At 37.8% G+C, this 17,470-nt stretch carries 15 protein-coding genes; 12 read left to right on the top strand and 3 right to left on the bottom strand.

What is annotated here, in order from left to right; genetic code table 11:
• Positions 1–47: 47 nt before the first annotated feature.
• Together B2W36_RS13535 and B2W36_RS13530 are read right to left on the bottom strand one after the other, a co-directional pair.
• Complete coding sequence (locus B2W36_RS13535) at positions 48–1,340, bottom strand: hemolysin family protein (RefSeq protein WP_293888181.1); 1,293 nt, start codon at positions 1,338–1,340, stop codon at positions 48–50.
• A gap of 142 nt (positions 1,341–1,482) precedes the next feature.
• Entirely contained in the window at positions 1,483–2,829 is a 1,347-nt protein-coding gene (locus B2W36_RS13530; RefSeq protein WP_293888179.1) for a Gfo/Idh/MocA family protein, read from the bottom strand.
• Positions 2,830–3,056: 227 nt separating this feature from the next.
• Between B2W36_RS13530 and B2W36_RS13525 the strand changes: the two genes are divergently transcribed.
• The 10 genes from B2W36_RS13525 to B2W36_RS13480 all read left to right on the top strand — a co-directional run bounded on the left by B2W36_RS13525 (position 3,057) and on the right by B2W36_RS13480 (position 13,749).
• Positions 3,057–4,163: a phosphotransferase enzyme family protein gene (locus B2W36_RS13525; protein ID WP_209578848.1), complete on the top strand. Its 1,107-nt coding sequence runs from the start codon at positions 3,057–3,059 to the stop codon at positions 4,161–4,163.
• An 80-nt stretch (positions 4,164–4,243) separates the two neighbouring features.
• On the top strand, positions 4,244–4,888 hold the full coding sequence (locus tag B2W36_RS13520; protein WP_293888176.1) for a carbohydrate-binding family 9-like protein: 645 nt from the start codon (positions 4,244–4,246) through the stop codon (positions 4,886–4,888).
• 473 nt (positions 4,889–5,361) lie between these two features.
• Positions 5,362–5,610, top strand: coding sequence for a type B 50S ribosomal protein L31 (locus tag B2W36_RS13515; protein WP_209578846.1), 249 nt, complete (start codon positions 5,362–5,364; stop codon positions 5,608–5,610).
• A 78-nt stretch (positions 5,611–5,688) separates the two neighbouring features.
• Positions 5,689–6,855, top strand: a complete 1,167-nt coding sequence (locus B2W36_RS13510) for a putative sugar nucleotidyl transferase (RefSeq protein ID WP_293885497.1) — start codon at positions 5,689–5,691, stop codon at positions 6,853–6,855.
• An 11-nt stretch (positions 6,856–6,866) separates the two neighbouring features.
• A complete protein-coding gene (gene tpiA / locus B2W36_RS13505; protein WP_293888174.1) occupies positions 6,867–7,634 on the top strand; it encodes a triose-phosphate isomerase in 768 nt (255 codons plus the stop codon).
• A 9-nt stretch (positions 7,635–7,643) separates the two neighbouring features.
• Positions 7,644–8,483 carry a 50S ribosomal protein L11 methyltransferase gene (prmA, locus tag B2W36_RS13500; RefSeq protein WP_293888172.1) on the top strand — a complete coding sequence of 280 codons (840 nt, stop codon included), beginning with the start codon at positions 7,644–7,646 and terminating at the stop codon, positions 8,481–8,483.
• A 6-nt stretch (positions 8,484–8,489) separates the two neighbouring features.
• A complete protein-coding gene (locus B2W36_RS13495) occupies positions 8,490–9,860 on the top strand; it encodes a Mur ligase domain-containing protein (protein WP_293885502.1) in 1,371 nt (456 codons plus the stop codon).
• Between the two features lie 66 nt (positions 9,861–9,926).
• Positions 9,927–10,256: a helix-turn-helix domain-containing protein gene (locus tag B2W36_RS13490; RefSeq protein ID WP_070566095.1), complete on the top strand. Its 330-nt coding sequence runs from the start codon at positions 9,927–9,929 to the stop codon at positions 10,254–10,256.
• A 136-nt stretch (positions 10,257–10,392) separates the two neighbouring features.
• On the top strand, positions 10,393–12,165 hold the full coding sequence (locus tag B2W36_RS13485) for a peptide MFS transporter (protein WP_293885507.1): 1,773 nt from the start codon (positions 10,393–10,395) through the stop codon (positions 12,163–12,165).
• 54 nt (positions 12,166–12,219) lie between these two features.
• Positions 12,220–13,749, top strand: coding sequence for a peptide MFS transporter (locus B2W36_RS13480; RefSeq protein ID WP_293888170.1), 1,530 nt, complete (start codon positions 12,220–12,222; stop codon positions 13,747–13,749).
• Between the two features lie 56 nt (positions 13,750–13,805).
• Here the strand turns inward: B2W36_RS13480 and B2W36_RS13475 are convergent, their stop codons facing one another.
• Positions 13,806–14,801, bottom strand: coding sequence for an acyl-ACP desaturase (locus B2W36_RS13475; protein WP_209578839.1), 996 nt, complete (start codon positions 14,799–14,801; stop codon positions 13,806–13,808).
• Between the two features lie 185 nt (positions 14,802–14,986).
• Here B2W36_RS13475 and B2W36_RS13470 point away from each other — a divergent pair, with 185 nt between their 5' ends.
• Positions 14,987–16,210, top strand: a complete 1,224-nt coding sequence (locus B2W36_RS13470) for a cysteine desulfurase (RefSeq protein WP_209578838.1) — start codon at positions 14,987–14,989, stop codon at positions 16,208–16,210.
• A gap of 13 nt (positions 16,211–16,223) precedes the next feature.
• Positions 16,224–16,643: a SufE family protein gene (locus tag B2W36_RS13465; RefSeq protein WP_293885511.1), complete on the top strand. Its 420-nt coding sequence runs from the start codon at positions 16,224–16,226 to the stop codon at positions 16,641–16,643.
• Positions 16,644–17,470: the final 827 nt, after the last annotated feature.

Here is a 17,470-nt window from a genome sequence, read left to right as displayed (position 1 = left end):
TCAGCCCACGCTTCTTTTTAGATAATAGGGATTTGGAATATTCAGATCTAGTCTGTCACTTTCATCAATAGTTTATCGATGCGGTGTCCATCCATATCAAGCACTTCAAAAATTAGGTTTTTAAATTGGATACGTTCCCCTTCTTCGGGTACATGATCTAACCGGAGGAACACTAAGCCACCTACGGTAGTGACATTACTAATCTCATTTTCATCTTCTTCAGAAAGGCCTATCTCAAATTCATCCAAAAGGGTTTCGATCTGATATTGTCCATCGACAACATAGTCTCCATTTTCTAATTGACGTATTGTTGGACGGGCACTGATATCGCTTTCTGCAATGTTGCCTACCAAATCACCAACAATATCCCGTAACGTAATAATTCCTTGAGGTGACCCATACTCGTCTATGACGACCGCTTGATGAATACTAGATGTCCGCAAGGTATTTATGATACTGTAGGAGGAACTAAACTCGTTCACAAATTTGATGGGCAACATAAGGACTCTTAGGTCAAAAGGCTCATTTTGGAGACATTGTCGAAGTAATGATTTTACATGAACAACTCCTTGAATGTTATCAAGTCCACCTTCACAGACAGGATAGATGGAATAATCGTTGTCTAGTATAATCTTGCGGTTTTCTTCAAAGGATTCTGCGAGGTCCAAGAACACAATATTTTTACGGTGAGTCATGAGGTTAACCGCTTTTTTGTCCCCTAAACTTAACAGACGGTCCACGATATCGTGTTCTATTCCTTCAATGACTCCACTATCCACACCCTCATCTACCAGGGCTTTTATTTCTTCTTCCGTGACGCTATTACCGCTGCTTTTAATATTAAGTATTTTGACGATAAACTCTGTTGACATGCTTAGTAACCACACAAATGGCCGAACTATTTTGCTGAGCAGATTCATCGGATAAGAAATAAGCATGGCATACTTTTCTGGAATGGCCATACCTATGCGTTTGGGTACTAGCTCCCCAAGTACCAATGAAAAATAGGTAATAATAAATACAACAATAATTACAGCGAGCTGCTCGCTGTATGGAGCGATAATACTCGATTTATTGAAGATTTCTACTAAGTACGATGATATACTGCCACCAGAAAAAAATCCTGTTAATATCCCGATAAGCGTAATACCTATTTGTACAGTAGACAGAAAGCTGTTGGGCGATTCTTTTAGACTTAACGCTATTTTGGCTGCTACATTATTTTTATCGCTTTCGGCCTGTAATCTTGCTTTTCTGCTGGATACGATGGATATTTCTGATGCCGACAGTATTCCATTTAGAATAATCAGGGCTAAAATAATAATTGCTTCGGTAAGCATAATGAGTTGAAAGTTTTTGCTAGGGCTAATTTACGGAAAAGACCAGCTAAATAGTAGGATTATTATGATTATGTGGTGCATTCATAAAAAAAGCCGTATTTCTTCCAATACGGCTTTTTTAATAGTAAGTGTGTCTTTCTAATTACATTCCACTATCATCTAACATAAAGGTGTTTTTCTTCGTTTTCCATTTTCCTTTCGTGAAATCAGGGAATTCCAACGTCTTATTTCCTTTCGCAATAGATTCGGTAGATAAGGGAAATACTGCACTCATGGTTACAGAATCGTATACATCAATTGGAGTCTGTACCTTTTGTTTCACGGATTGAATGAACGCATTGAATACAAACCAATCCATTCCGCCATGACCAGAACCATTTGCTAATTCTTCATATTTTTTCCAAATTGGGTGGTCATATTTCTTTACCCATTCGTCTGCAGAATCCCAAGTGTGCGGTTTAGATTTACCTTCGATATGTATGCCTTTGGCAACATCCATCCAAATCCCATCTGTTCCTTGTACGCGAAAACCGATAGAATAGGGTCTTGGTAAGTGTGTGTCATGCGTCAATAACATGGTTTCTCCATTCGCACATTGTAACATCGTTTGTGTGATGTCCCCATTTTTGTAATTGATCTTACCATTAGGGTGTCCTGGGGAAACTTTATTGACATACGCAGCCAATCCACGCGCTTTACTTGAGTAAGAAGTAATATGAGTGAATCTGTTTCCTTTGTTGATGTCTACAAATTGCATGATTGGGCCTAATCCGTGTGTAGGGTAAAGATCGCCGTCTTGGTCGATGTTGAATTGTGTGCGCCATTGCGCCTCTGAAATTGCTTTTGGGCCGTACTCGACACCGTGACCATAATAATTTTTTCCGTCGTTGAAAAGCACTTCACGTAAATCATGTTGATAGCCCCCTTCAAGATGTAATAATTCACCGAAAAGCCCGTGTCTATGCATGTTTAATACAGCAAGTACATCGCGCCGAAACGCTACATTTTCCAATGTCATGTAAGGTTTTCCGGTTTCTTCGGAAGCTTTGACAACGTCCCAATGATCTTGCACAGTTAAACCGGCAATAACCTCGCACCCTACATATAATCCTGCCTTCATTGCGTCAATAGCTTGGTCTTTGTGGAACTGCCAAGGAGTGGCAATAATAACGGCATCTAATTTTTCGTTGCTTAACATCTTTTTGTAAGCCTCTTTACCGCCCGTATATTCTTTTGGAAGTTTGGTTCCCTTTGCATTAAATTGTTTACGGCATTGGGCTAGAGATTCTTCTTGAGTGTCACAGATCGCCACAATTTCAAGATCATCTCTATTTAGCGCAATTTGCACATGATTACGTCCTCGAAGACCTACGCCAATAAAGCCAATTTTTATCTTACCATTTGTTTGGGCAAATAAGTCTGTACTTGAAAGGACACCGATTCCAGCTGTAGTGATGGCAGTCGATCTTATGAAATTTCTTCTATCCATTGTTTTGAGATATGGGGAGTTTGTATATTAGTTATTTACTTATTAAAACAGTCTGTTGGACTGGCTATTCTAAACAAATATATTATTTCATTTGCGATAAATGAATGTGCAAACGTTTGCTTAATTTTAATAAATTTCATGCAAACGTTTGATTGAAATAAAAATTATCATTTATTAATTCAATTTGTGATATTGCAAGCACATTGATGATTTAAAAACATAGTTTAATGTCTGATTTTAACCAATTAGTAATAGAGCGCGCGGCAAAACAATTCACATTAGAAGGAGATATCATTTCGGTTCAACCATTTGGTTCTGGTCATATCAATGATACTTATCGTGTAATTACTACTGAAAATACCCAGGTATCGTACTTATTGCAACGGATTAATCACCATGTTTTTCCTAATGTGGATGGGCTAATGCACAATATAGCGCTAGTTACCAAGCATCTTAGTGAAAAAGTTAAAGTCGCAAAGGGCAAAAGAGTCAGCGATCACGTATTAACCATTGTCCCGACGATAGACGGGAATTTGTATATCCAAGATGACCGTGGAAATTATTGGCGTATGTTTATCCTAATTGAAGATACGAAGAGTTATGATATTGTAGAAACTGAATTTCAAGCAGCGGAGGGCGGGCGTGCTTTTGGTCTTTTCCAAAAGCAGTTGTCAGATTTGGATGCGTCACTGATCGTTGAAGTTCTTCCTAACTTTCATAATATAGATTTTAGACTTGAAAATCTTCGGAAAGCGATCGCTAAAGACAACTGTAAACGCGTAGCATTGGTGAAAGACAGATTAGATTTTATCTTTAGCCGCGAAGATCGCATGCAGACCATTCTTCAACTAGGTAGCAAGGGTAAACTTCCCCTGCGCATAACCCATAATGATACCAAGTTTAATAATGTGCTCTTGGATCATCATGATAAAATGCAATGCGTGATAGATTTGGATACGGTAATGCCTGGATATGTTGCATACGACTTCGGTGATGCTATTCGGACGATTATAAATCCTGTTGCGGAAGATGAAACCGATGTGTCTAAAATTAGCCTTAATTTGGCTTTGTATAAAGCTTATGCGGAAGGTTATCTCGAAGAAGCGAATGACTTTTTGACGACTATGGAAAAAGAAACATTGGTAGATGGGGCTTTTTTATTGCCTTTTATGCAGGGCGTACGTTTTTTGACTGACTATTTGGAAGGCGACCATTATTACAAAACAAAGTACGAGGATCACAATCTCGTGCGTACAAACACACAACTGAAGCTGGTAGAGGAGATGGAAAGGAATGAAGCATTTATGCGTAAGGTTGTTTTTGATTGCATTTAACAATTTTATACCTTTAATCATATTTGGAAGCTTCTGTCAAGTAGACGAAGCTTCTTTTTTCCAAAAAAAAACAGAGTTGAATGAAGAAATTGACTATTTTGCCTATTGCAGCTGATTTGACAAAGGATCTTGATTATAAGACCTTGTCAGAGCTCATGAGTGATCTCGAAACGCAGTCGCTGAGTTGTAACAATTGGAGCGAATCCTTCCCATACAAACCCGAAGTACAATTTAAAATTGGTTACACAGCGGAGTACCTAGTATTGCAATATGAGGTCATCGAAGAACAGCTTCGCGGCCACTATTCTGAAGCCAATCAAAATGTATGGGAAGACAGTTGTGTGGAATTTTTTGTGTCATTTGATGGTTGTAAGCATTATTACAACTTAGAATTTAATTTAATTGGAACTGGATTGATCGGTTATGGTACTGCCGAAAAAGCAGCAAGAAATAGATTAGATACGAGTGAGATAGAAAAGGTTCGTACCTTTTCCTTAATAATGCGTAATGGTAGTGATAAGCGATGGACGATGATTGAGGTAATTCCGCTTTCTATATTTAAGTTTGACGAACTTGTAAACTTGAAAGGTAAAATAATTCATGGTAATTTCTATAAATGTGGTGATCACCTCAAACAGCCACATTTTATCTCCTGGAATAAAATAGAAAACCCAGCTCCTAATTTCCATCTGCCTCAATTCTTTGGCGAAATGGTTTTTGGTTAGGTGTGGAACCTAACTCCGGGCCATTTTTTTTCGTGCCAGCTTTTTAACCAAGGATTTTGTTTGACACGGTTATGCTATTTGGCGTCTGATGTAGCAATTGTCTCGAAATCTGTAGTGTAAATGGCAGGACATATCCCCATTGTCACTTTTCATCTTTGTCACTTTGGAATAAACGCTTCATTCAATGATAAGCCTAGCGTTTTTAGTATCAAAATATAAGCGGAAATTTTTTATCTAATTTAATTTTGTGTTACATAAAATTCTATTTATTAATGTTTTGTGTTGGGTTTGGGAGTCGGTAAACAAAATTATTCTTTGGTTAGATTAAAGAATGTTACCTTTGTGACCTTGATGAGTGCTGTTAATGAAAATGTGAAAAAAATCAACTAATTATTCTTGGTAATTGTTGTAAGTTACATTTTTATAAGTTATCTTTGCACCTCAATAATTGAATATACGTAATCATAATAATAATGAAAAAAGATTTGCATCCTTCAAATTACAGATTAGTTGTATTTAAAGATATGTCAAATGACTATGCTTTTATTACAAAATCTTGTGTTGATACTAAAGAAACTATCACATGGGAAGATGGTAATGAGTATCCAGTTGTAAAACTAGAGATCTCTCACACATCACACCCTTTCTATACAGGTAAAATGAAATTGGTTGATACTGCCGGTCGTATCGACAAATTCCGTAGCCGTTACAACAAAAAATAATTGTAGCAGATCTGTATATTACAATATTAAAAACTCGATAAATATGATTTGTCGAGTTTTTTTTATTATTTTTAGGTTGTGAAAATCTTCTTTACCGACTGCTTTGATGCTATCCAGACGTTGGATAGGCTTACCTCCAATTTGACTACTTTCAATAAAAAGACTCTTTATCCACTCACTTTCATTAAATCTTGCTTGGATCTGCGGGTCGGTGTGCTCACTTTACGAGAAAAATGGAAAAAGATAGGTTCGACATATAGTGTTCAGTTCGTTGCCAACTGGGATCATGAGGAAGGGCTTATATTTGTATCCGAAAATCTTGTTCCTTCAACTGCATTAATGGAAGCGTTAAAAAAAATGGATATTGGTGAAGTACTGGTGCAGGATGGCTATGTGTTATGTTATCGTTATACCTGTACTGGCTTTTACCGCGTAACGGAAATAGGATGTGATGTTAGTATTTTAAAAGGAGTCGAAGACCTATTTTTATTGAATGGTCCAGAAATAACAAGGGATTTTAATTTGTTGATTGAAGATGTTAAGTTGCCATGCATATCTGAAACAAATCAACTGCTGGGTAATCATATTTTTATTGCGCATAATGTTAGCATGGAATGTGCAACACTTAATTCACTTCACGGTCCAATATATATTGATGAAGGTGTTACAATCATGGAAGGAGCTCATTTACGTGGTCCTTTATACCTTGGGAGAGGATCGGTTGTAAAAATGGGAACTACCATTTATGGTAATGTTTCCGTGGGAGAGCACGCGGTGGTCGGTGGAGAGATCGGTAATTCGGTTATTGGTGACTTTTCGGCTAAGGGGCATCATGGTTATCTAGGCTGCTCAGTTATCGGGGATTGGTGTAATCTGGGGGCAGGAACGTCCAATTCTAATCTAAAGAATAACTTGAAAACGGTCGCTATTTATGATTATGCATTAAATCGCGACAGGGATACGGGGCTTTTAAAATGTGGATCATTTATCGGTGATTATACACGTATCGGCATTAATTCGGCTTTAAATACGGGTACTGTAATTGGTCTTGCAAGCATGCTGGCAGATACAAGTTTTTATGCTAAATTTGTACCGTCATTTGCCTGGGTGTTTGGAGGGCGTACAGAGACCTATGAATTTGATAAATTCATAGCATATTTAGAGGCTTTATATGCTTCGAAAGGGAAGGTGCTCACAGAGCAGATAAAAGATAAATTGATTCAACTTAACAAGAAATATAATTAAATCGTAAAATCATGCGTAGAAAAATCGTAGCTGGTAATTGGAAAATGAATTTGGACTATCAATCAGGATTAAGTTTATTTTCCGAAATTATCAATATGGCCAAAGATGAAGTGATTGGAAATCAAGAATTGGTTGTTTGCAGCCCATTTATACATTTGTCAAGTCTCGGACAATTGTCTAAAAATGTGGCAAATGTAAATATCGGTGCACAGAATATTCATCAAGCTGAGTCTGGAGCCTATACAGGTGAAATTTCAGCTTCACAAGTAAAATCAGTCGGTGCTTCACATGTTATTTTAGGCCATTCCGAAAGACGTGCTTATTTTGGTGAAACAGATGCATTATTGGCATCAAAAGTAGATATTGCTCTGAAACATAGCTTAACTCCAATTTTTTGTATTGGAGAAACAAAGGAAGAACGTGAATCTGGTGCTTTCTTCGATGTGATTAAAACACAATTGAATGCAGGCTTGTTCCACTTGTCGAAAGAAGCGTTTGGAGCAGTAGTCTTAGCTTATGAACCTGTATGGGCTATTGGTACGGGGTTAACAGCGAGTCCGGAGCAAGCACAAGAGGTGCATAATTTCATCCGTAAGGTTCTTGCTGATCACTATGGTCAGGAGGTTGCTGATGATACGAGTATTCTTTATGGAGGATCTTGTAATCCTGGCAATGCGAAAGAGCTATTTGCTCAGGCAGATATCGACGGTGGTTTGATTGGAGGGGCATCTTTAAAATCAAGAGATTTTATTGATATCGCTAAAGTATTTAACGGCTAATTTTTAGAAATGAAATACATAGAGGTTATCTTTCAAATGCGATCAGGTGAAGAGTGGCAAAAGGATTTGTTGATATCTGATTTAGCTGATATTGGCTTTGATACTTTTGAGGATACCGAATCTGGATTTGCAGCCTATATTCCGGCTGCAAATCTTGACTTGCAGGCGTTAGAGACGTTGATGATGCAACTGTATGAAGGCCTAGAGGTCGATTATAAAGTGCAGGAAATAGAAAATCAGAATTGGAATAAACTTTGGGAAAGTAACTTTAACCCAATTGAGGTTGGTGGACAATGCTACGTGCGCGCCACTTTTCATGCAGCAAGAACGGAATTTCCATACGAAATTATTTTAGACCCCAAGATGTCTTTTGGAACAGGTCACCATCAAACAACATCGATGATGCTCCAATATATTTTGGAGAATGACTTTAGTAGAAAGCAAGTTTTGGACATGGGTTGTGGTACAGGGATCCTAGCAATTCTGGCATCAAAGAAGGGAGCTGATGCTGTATTGGCGGTAGATTATGATGAAATTTGTGTGGAAAGTGTAATTGAAAATAGAGCGCTTAATCATGTTGAGCATATTCAGGCTCTCTGTGGATCTTACGAGCTATTGGAAGGTCGGAGCTTTGATGTAATTTTGGCAAATATTAATCGTAATATCTTGTTAGAGCAATTGCCACAATATGCGTTGAGTATCCACACAGGGGGAGAGTTATACTTAAGTGGTTTCTATGAGCAAGAAGATTTACCAATCTTAATAGATGCAGCAACATCATTAGGATTTGAGTTTATCTCCAATAAGGTTTTAAACAATTGGTGTGCAGCCAAATTTGTGAAGCGGTAATTTACTATGCGGATTCATTTTATAGCGGTAGGTGGTAGTGTGATGCATAACCTTGCTATTTCATTGGCAAAACAAGGGCATCAAGTAACAGGTTCAGACGATCAGATCGTGGAGCCTTCTCGTTCTCATCTAATTGAAGCAGGGTTACTTCCTGATCAACTCGGGTGGTTTGACGAAAGAGTGACTGAGGATATCGATGCTGTTATCTTGGGAGCTCATGCACAAGCTGATAATCCCGAGCTAAAGCGGGCACAAGCATTAGGTCTTAAAATTTATTCTTTTCCAGAATTTATTCAAGAGCTTTCGCAAGATAAAATTAGAGTAGTTATTGCGGGAAGTTACGGTAAGACGACGATCACGAGCATGGTCATGCACGTGATGCGATTTTTAGGAAAAGAATTTGACTATTTAGTAGGAGCGCAGCTAAGAGGCTTTGATAAGTTGGTAGATATCACCAAACATAATAAGATTATTATTATCGAAGGAGATGAATATGTTTCATCTAAGATTGACCCTAAGTCTAAATTCCTGTATTATAAACCCAACATAGCCCTGATTTCGGGTATTATGTGGAATGAGTTTAATTCGAAAATATCCCAAGAGGAATATATTAAACAATTTGAAGATTTTATTGACTCTATTCCGCCTAAAGGTACGCTAATATATAATAAGGAAGATCTTGTTTTACAGAAAGTTCTGCAAGATACGAAAGATTGTAAGATCAATAGACATGGTTATAAAATTCCTGATTATACGATTAATAAAGGGGTAACGTATATCAATACGCCAGATGGTGATGTTCCATTGCAGGTTTTCGGTAAGCATAACCTATCTAATATTGCAGGAGCGTATACAATTTGTGAATGGTTGGGAATTAAAAAGAAAGAATTCTTTGAAGCGATCAAAAGCTTTAATACTTCGATCCGCTATTTGGAGTTTGTTGCAAGTTCTGAAGGATCTGTGGTGTATCAGGATTATGCGTGTAACGCGGATAAAGTCAAGTCAAGTATTCATGCCGTAAAAGAGCAGTTTCCTAATCAGAAATTGGTTACAATTATCGAATTAAACTCGTATGATAGTCTAGATTCATCGTTTTTGTTACAATATGCGAACTCTATGAGAGAGTCGGATGTATCTGTAGTTTACGTGAATATAAATTCCTGTAAAGAACTTAATAAAGATATTGAAAGTGTCCCAATTAATATCAAGGATAGTTTTAATAGTCCTGATTTAGAGGTTGTTGTAAGTCTGGAGGGGCTCTATTCCTTTTTGGATGGTGTCAAGTCAAAGGGGTACAATTTACTTCTTATGAGTTTAAATAATTATAATGGGGTTAATCTATCGGTGCTTGCTGATCGATTTTTTAGGGATTTTTAGAGAAAAAAATATAATTTAATGTAAATTAAGTTGTAATTTATTATTTTTGTTTAAAATATCTACCAGATGAATGCATTAGGAAAAAAAATCAGATTACTTAGACACCAAAAAGGGTGGAGTCAAGAGGATGTTGCAAAGCGATTGGATATCTCAATCCCAGCATTTTCTAAAATTGAAACAGGGATTACAGATGTAAATTTGTCTCGCCTGAATCAAATCTCAAAATTATTCAATTTGACAGTTGTTCAACTTTTATCTACTTCAGATTCTGAAGAAGATAAGGAATATGTAAATGAGGTGAATGCTTTGACGCAAAAATTACAACAACGCGATGGCGAAGTAATTGAATTGCAGAAGAAAGTTATTGACCTTTATGAGCAATTGCACAAGAGATAGGACATATTAAAATTGTTACTGAAAAGGCAATCCAAAGGGTTGCCTTTTTTTGTTTATGCAACTTTATTTTGGTCAAAAGTGATTTTGTTTTTGTTTCTTTGTAAATATTTTATCAAAAAATAAAGGTTGATTATTTATGGGTAGATTAAACGGGGATATTGCTAATAGCCCGTCGACTGATTTTTTTAAATCAAATGTGTTAGGACAGCGTTCGGGACTCTTTGTCCTTTTTTTTACTGAGATGTGGGAGCGTTTTTCGTTCTACGGAATGCGAGTACTTTTAATGCAGTTTCTAACCGCGGCTGTCATTCAAGGTAGTCCATTCTCGGGATGGTCCTGGACGGCTCAACAAGCAGGGGCACTTTATGGTACATATGCTATGATGCTCTACTTAACTCCTATTCTAGGAGGGATTATTGCAGATAAATATATTGGATCGCGTAAAGCAGTTATCATTGGATCAGCGATTATGACGCTTGGGCATGCTGCCATGGCTTTTGATACCTCCATTATGTTTTTCCTTGGTTTGGTCTGTCTAGTTATAGGAACAGGCTTTTTCAAACCGAACATGCCCTCTATTCTAGGAGAAATGTATAAAGATCTGCCGGAGAAAAAAGATGGTGCTTATACCATTTTCTACATGGGAGTTAATGCTGGTGCTTTCTTTGGCATGATGTTATGTGGATATATTGCCGAAACCTATGGTTGGCACTGGGGATTTGGATTGGCTGGTATCTTTATGCTTTTAGGAACGTTGCAGTTCGTTTTCGCAAAACCGCTAATGGGCAATCTTGGTGTTTTGAGTAAGTCTTTGGTTGAAGGGCATAAAGTTGTTACTGAGGATACCGATACCAGAAATCCATTTACCCTGCGTGATTATGTATTGATAGCTGTAGTCTCTATTATTGGGTTCGTATATGCTTTTAATGATCCATTGTCTAAGAATGGTATTGTGGATGTATTCTCACGTTTGGATACCCCATTTTTAAGAGGACAGTATATCATGGTAATCGTAGCGTTGATTCTCTTTGTATATCTGATTGTTACGCGCATACTGCGTTATGATAAAGTGGTTAGGGACCGTATGTTTGCCGTAGTATTACTGGCCTTTTTTCTGGTATTCTTCTTTATGAGTTTTGAACAAGGAGCAACTTCATTGGTTATTGTGGCAAGGGATAACATTGATCGAGTCCTTAGCGGGGCTGCATTAACAACTTTTAATGTGGTGAACGGCTTGTTAACCATTGTCCCCCTTTCAATTATTACTTGGGTTCTGATCAAATTGGCGAAAGTAACCTGGAATAAAATCGCGATCTCCAATATCGTATTGTTCATCTGTTTTGGTTTGATTTGGGGGGCTGCTATTTGGATGCTATATAAAGAATTTAACAAGGAGGCGTCAGAAATTAAAGTCTCTTGGTTTTCTATCCTAAACTCATTTTTTATTATTGCACTTGCTTCTTCTGTATCCAAAATTTGGGAGTCTAAATACAATCCTTCTGCGGCTTTTAAATATGGCTTTGGTCTGATCTTAGTTGCTATTGGATTTTTAATTATTGGATTAGGATCACTGGGGATAAGTCAAGGTACTAAAATCTCGATGGTATTTTTGGTGCTAACCTATTTGTTCCATACATTGGGTGAATTATTTATTTCGCCTGTAGGTCTATCTTATGTGTCGAAATTAGTGCCCGCACGGATGCTTGCTTTTATGTTTGGAATTTGGTATTTAGCAATCGCCATTGCGCAGAAGGTTGCGGCCGTATTAGGGGGACAGGTAGAGACCATTCAAGAGGAACACTCATTGAGCTACTTTTTCTTCTTGTTTACTGCAATTCCAGCTTTGGCAGGCTTGCTAGTAATGCTGTTTAATCCTTTGATTAAGCGATTGATGCACGGAATTAAATAATAACTATATAAGCTTCTTCTACGAAAGAAGCTTTTTTGATTAATATAAATTAGTATGGAGGTTAGTACAAGGGAGTCGCTAGAAGAGATTCAAAATTTTGAAGGAAAGTATCCAAAACAAATCTGGAGTTTATTCTTTTCCGAGATGTGGGAAAGATTTTGTTTCTACGGTATGCGCGGTATGTTGGTGTTCTTTATGATCACCCAACTAAACTTTGCTGAGAAGGATGCAAATTTGCAGTATGGGGCGACACAAGCGTTTGTCTATGCATTTACATTCATTGGTGGATTATTTGCAGACAAAATCCTAGGTTTTAGAAAGTCTTTATTTTGGGGTGGTTTATTGATGATCGTAGGAAGTCTTTTTCTTGCAGCGGACCCACATAAATATTTCTTTTTTGGTTTATCATTTATCATTATAGGTACTGGTTTTTTTAAACCTAATATTTCGACGATGGTGGGCGAATTGTATAAAAAAGGTGATGTTCGTCGAGACGGAGGATTTTCATTATTTTATGCTGGAATAAATTTGGGTGCTTTCTTAGGAGGGTATATCTGTGTTGCTATCGGGAAGGGATATATGCTTGCCTCATTGATTTCTGAGGGGCATCGGTGGAATGTCGCTTTTGGTTTGGCGGCAGTAGGCATGCTGGTAAGTTTAGTGAATTTTCATTTTACCAAAAGACATTTGGGCCCTATTGGACTTCAGCCGGGGGATCCCGATGCGATTGTCAAAACAAAGGCACTTCCAAAATGGGCAGAATATGGCGTATATACTGCGACATTAATTTTTATTCCCATCGTTCAGATTATGGTGTCAAAAACGCAATATACTGACTATTTTATGTATACGATAGGCCCTTTGACACTGCTGTATCTTTTCTATGAAATGTCTAAAGTGACATCAGAGGAACGTAATAAATTGATTGCTGCTTTGGTATTTATACTTTTCTCTATTATTTTTTGGGGAATATATGAACAGAGTGGGGGGTCATTGAGCATTTTTGCTGCAAAACATCTGAATGATTCTTTGTTAGGCGTGATGAAGCTGGATCCGAATGGTGTTAACAATTCCGGGGGAGCACTATTTATTATCGTATTAGCACCTCTTTTTGGTCTTTTCTGGATTTGGTTGGGTAAGCGTAAGTTAGAGCCAAACACCATTATTAAGTTTGGTCTTGGTTTTGTTTTCTTGGGATTAGGATATTATGTTCTCTTTGCTACGCGCTTATTTGCTTTTAATGGTATGGCGTCATTGGATATCTTCACGCTGGCGCTACTCGTCATCACGGTGGGAGAGCTCTGTCTTTCACCCATTGGTCTTTCGATTATGACAAAATTATCCCCAGCGCGATTGCAAGGTATTATGATGGGAATGTGGTTCTTGGCTAGCGCTTACGGACAATACGTAGCTGGTTTGATTGGTGCAAGTATGGCCGAAGCTAAGGAGGGAAGCTCATTAGCTGATAAATTGTTAGCATATACAGACAGTTATAAGCAATTGGGATTATACTCTTTGATTGCGGGAGTGGTGCTTATCGCTCTCTCTCCATTTGTACGAAAATTGATGGGCAATGTAAAGTAAGTGAAAGATTTGAAACTTCGTTACGGATAACATAAAAAAAGCNNGCTTTTTTTATGTTATCCGTAAATCCATTTGAATTTATAATCTTTTTCCGGAACCTTCATACGGTCTGCCAGTCTAATCAAACGATCGGGTAGTTTTAGGAGATAATCTCTCGCTTTTTCCCCTTTATCATTCAGTCCTGTTACCTGATCAATGTTCCATTCACTATTCAGCTCTTTTAAGATATCAACGTAGTCCAAAGCTGTATATACCCCCAACCGCTGGGCGGCGTCAGAGAAATGCGCAAACGCCTCTCCTTGAGGCTCGCCTGCTTCTCTTAAAAATTGGGCAGGCATAACTATTTTTTTACGCATCATGTCTTCAAATGCGATCATGACTTCACTTGGATCTACAGTAATTGCTTTTGAAATAAAAGACATATAGGCTTTGGCATGACGTGCTTCATCAGAGGCGATGACACCACACATTTTTGCCAAAAGTTTATCGCCGCCTTTTTTGGAAAGGCCGGATACACGACGATGGGAAACATTGGTTGCCAATTCCTGGAATGAAGTATAAATAAAATTCCGGTATGGGTCAGCGCCAGTACCGATATCAAAACCATCTTGAATAAGGTATTGCGTAGACATTTCAAATTGGCGCATGTCTATTCTACCCGACAAATAAAGGTATTTGTTCAAAAGATCACCATGACGATTTTCTTCAGCTGTCCAAGCGCGTACCCATTTCATCCATCCTCCCTGCTCGTTTTTGTCGACATCTTCTACCATAGTCAACCAGGATTCATAAGTAGGAAGAGCCTCTTCGGTGATGGTATCTCCAACTAATACAGCGACCAAATCATAAGAGAGCTCTTTTGCACTTTCCTGCAACTCTCTTACTTCCTCAAAAAAAGTATCCCTAGAAGAATCCGGAAGAAAATCGGCAGGTTGCCACATTTCTTCAACAGGCTTCAGGTATTCGCTCATCTCATTGAGCATGAACGGTTCCAAATAGGCCATCACTTCTTTACGTGAGCCTTCTGGTAAATTTAGAGGTAATTCTTGCATATTATTACAAAGGTACTAAATAGCATCTATAATTTATAAAAGCTAACTATAATTGTTAAAACGGCAAAATTGCTTTTTTATTGGACAGCGTCTCTGGAGCGCTGTCGATAATGACATAAAAAACAGATTGACCATCCTGTATTCTATAAAATACTATTAACTTTGTATAAATTATTTAGACAAAGTTGGAAAGATTTAATATAGATAAAATACGTGCTGATTTTCCCATTCTCAAAAGAGAGGTAAATGGTAAGCCATTGGTTTATTTGGATAACGGCGCAACAACACAGAAACCAAGTGCTGTTATCGATTCGATTGTACGCTATTATACCGATATGAATAGTAATGTGCACCGCGGTGTGCATTATCTTAGTCAAATATCAACGGACGCTTTTGAAATAACTCGAAAAAAAGTTCAAGCCTTTATTCATGCAGCAGATGACAAAGAGGTTATTATCACTAAAGGGACCACAGATGGTATTAATCTTATTGCTACTTGCTATGGCCGAGCTTTTATCCATGCTGGTGATGAGATTATTATTTCAGCAATGGAGCACCACTCTAATATTGTGCCTTGGCAGATGCTTTGTGACGAAAAGGGTTGTAAGATCCGGGTTATTCCAATGAATGACAAAGGTGAACTCGATATGGTCGCGTACGAGAATTTGTTAAATGAAAAAACCAAATTAGTTGCAGTGACCTATGTGTCAAATGCGCTCGGGACAATCAATCCAGTGGGTGAGATTATTTCAATGGCCCACCAGTATGGAGCTGTCGTGTTGGTTGATGCTGCTCAAGCCGTGCAACATATAAAAATTGATGTTCAAAAACTTGACGTCGATTTTTTGGTGTTTTCAGGCCATAAAATGTATGGACCTACAGGAGTAGGCGTGTTATACGGTAAAGAAGATTTGTTAAACGCGATGCCGCCTTATCAAGGTGGTGGAGATATGATTAAAGAGGTCACCTTTGAAAAAACAACGTATAATGAATTACCTTTTAAATTTGAGGCCGGTACACCTAATATTGAGGCTGGTATCTGTTTGAATGAGGCGATCGATTATATCAATTCAATTGGTCTGGAAAGTATTGAAGCCTATGAACTTGAATTGTTGCAGTACGCTACAGAGAAGCTATCTGAAGTTTCGGGAATACGGTTTATAGGTACAGCCGAGCATAAGTGTTCTGTGATATCCTTTTTAATAGAAGGTACACATCCTTATGATGTCGGTGTTATCTTAGATAAATTGGGGATTGCTGTCCGTACGGGACACCACTGTGCGCAGCCTGTCATGGATCGGTTTGGAATACCAGGGACTATCCGTGCTTCTTTAGCCGTGTATAATACAAAAGAGGAAATAGATGCTTTGGTTGCGGGAATTCAGCGCGCGGTGAACATGTTGATTTAACAGAAAAATAAGTATGACCATTAATGAAATACAGGATGAATTGATCGAGGATTTCGCTTTTTTCACAGATTGGATGGAAAAATATGAGTATATCATCCAGCTTGGAAAAGAAGTGCCTCTAATTGATGAACGATACAAAACAGATGAATATATTATCAAAGGATGTCAATCCAAAGTATGGCTTTTTCCAGAAATAAGAGATGGAAAGGTATATTTTAAAGCGGATAGCGATGCTATTATCACCAAAGGGCTGGTGAGTTTAATGGTCAAAGTGCTATCTGGACATACTGCTAAAGAAATCGTTGATGCTGATTTATATTTTGTTGACCAAATAGGATTGAAAGAACATTTGTCACCCACAAGAGCAAACGGCTTGTTATCCATGATCAAGCAAATGAAATTATACGCATTGGCTTTACAGGCAAAAGCATAGAAAGGGGAGATTAATCCCAGTCATGGTCGGAATAAATTCCGGCCATTTTTTATCGTTTAAAATCTCTTATTGTTGTACCAAACCAATCGTTGTATACTAATAAATTTTCCCAATAACAGACCACTACTTTTTCGGATATTCACTTTAAGCTTACAATCTCCTCACGCTGTATAAGAAAAGTTTGCGTTCGATATGCGAAGAAATACTCTTCTGAAAACTTAAAGTTTTGTATGGAAACAATATACTAAATAATTGGCACCTCCGCCGATTCTATAGCCTGCTGAGGTAAATTTAAGCTTATCTAATACTATGGAGCTGGCTGCCGATCGATCCTTCTAAGTTCTAAAACATGCTAACATGGCTTCTTAAATCAATAGGGAGCATGCTTCCTAGACGGAATCCTCAACAATTTATTTGATCCAATGGAATGATTGTAAGAAGTTAAGATAATTAATCGAGTTTACATATCCTTATACCAGCTTATACCTAGCCACAATTTTAAATCAATTTTTAGACAGTATTTGCCCATTGATTGCTCAGTCTTTACTGAGCGATCAGTGAGTACTGAACGAGCACTGAACAATCAACGTCGAAAACCCAAAACTGATCCCCATTTGATTATAGTTTGTTAGAACTAAGAATTAAAGAAGAAAAGCGAGCGAGCTACACTTACGAAAAAAAATCGATGTTTTCGCTAGTATACCGTTGGGATAAAGATGGAATTGGGAACGCGTATGAATATAGAGGGTACTGTCTCGCGACTTTTAGCATGTTCCTTATTTAGGGGGGAGTACCTTTTAAACCAAAAAAGAGGCTGTCTCAAAATG

This window comes from Sphingobacterium sp. UBA3549, from assembly GCF_002376635.1.
GTDB lineage: Bacteria > Bacteroidota > Bacteroidia > Sphingobacteriales > Sphingobacteriaceae > Sphingobacterium.
This window is presented reverse-complemented; position numbering and strand designations above follow the sequence as displayed.

Bases quoted from the DNA above. Each gene is read 5' to 3' on its own strand.
- B2W36_RS13535 (WP_293888181.1), bottom strand. From the start codon at position 1,340: ATGCTTACCGAAGCAATTATTATTTTAGCCCTGATTATTCTAAATGGA.
- B2W36_RS13530 (WP_293888179.1), bottom strand. From the start codon at position 2,829: ATGGATAGAAGAAATTTCATAAGATCGACTGCCATCACTACAGCTGGA.
- B2W36_RS13525 (WP_209578848.1), top strand. From the start codon at position 3,057: ATGTCTGATTTTAACCAATTAGTAATAGAGCGCGCGGCAAAACAATTC.
- B2W36_RS13520 (WP_293888176.1), top strand. From the start codon at position 4,244: ATGAAGAAATTGACTATTTTGCCTATTGCAGCTGATTTGACAAAGGAT.
- B2W36_RS13515 (WP_209578846.1), top strand. From the start codon at position 5,362: ATGAAAAAAGATTTGCATCCTTCAAATTACAGATTAGTTGTATTTAAA.
- tpiA (WP_293888174.1), top strand. From the start codon at position 6,867: ATGCGTAGAAAAATCGTAGCTGGTAATTGGAAAATGAATTTGGACTAT.
- prmA (WP_293888172.1), top strand. From the start codon at position 7,644: ATGAAATACATAGAGGTTATCTTTCAAATGCGATCAGGTGAAGAGTGG.
- B2W36_RS13495 (WP_293885502.1), top strand. From the start codon at position 8,490: ATGCGGATTCATTTTATAGCGGTAGGTGGTAGTGTGATGCATAACCTT.
- B2W36_RS13490 (WP_070566095.1), top strand. From the start codon at position 9,927: ATGAATGCATTAGGAAAAAAAATCAGATTACTTAGACACCAAAAAGGG.
- B2W36_RS13485 (WP_293885507.1), top strand. From the start codon at position 10,393: ATGGGTAGATTAAACGGGGATATTGCTAATAGCCCGTCGACTGATTTT.
- B2W36_RS13480 (WP_293888170.1), top strand. From the start codon at position 12,220: ATGGAGGTTAGTACAAGGGAGTCGCTAGAAGAGATTCAAAATTTTGAA.
- B2W36_RS13475 (WP_209578839.1), bottom strand. From the start codon at position 14,801: ATGCAAGAATTACCTCTAAATTTACCAGAAGGCTCACGTAAAGAAGTG.
- B2W36_RS13465 (WP_293885511.1), top strand. From the start codon at position 16,224: ATGACCATTAATGAAATACAGGATGAATTGATCGAGGATTTCGCTTTT.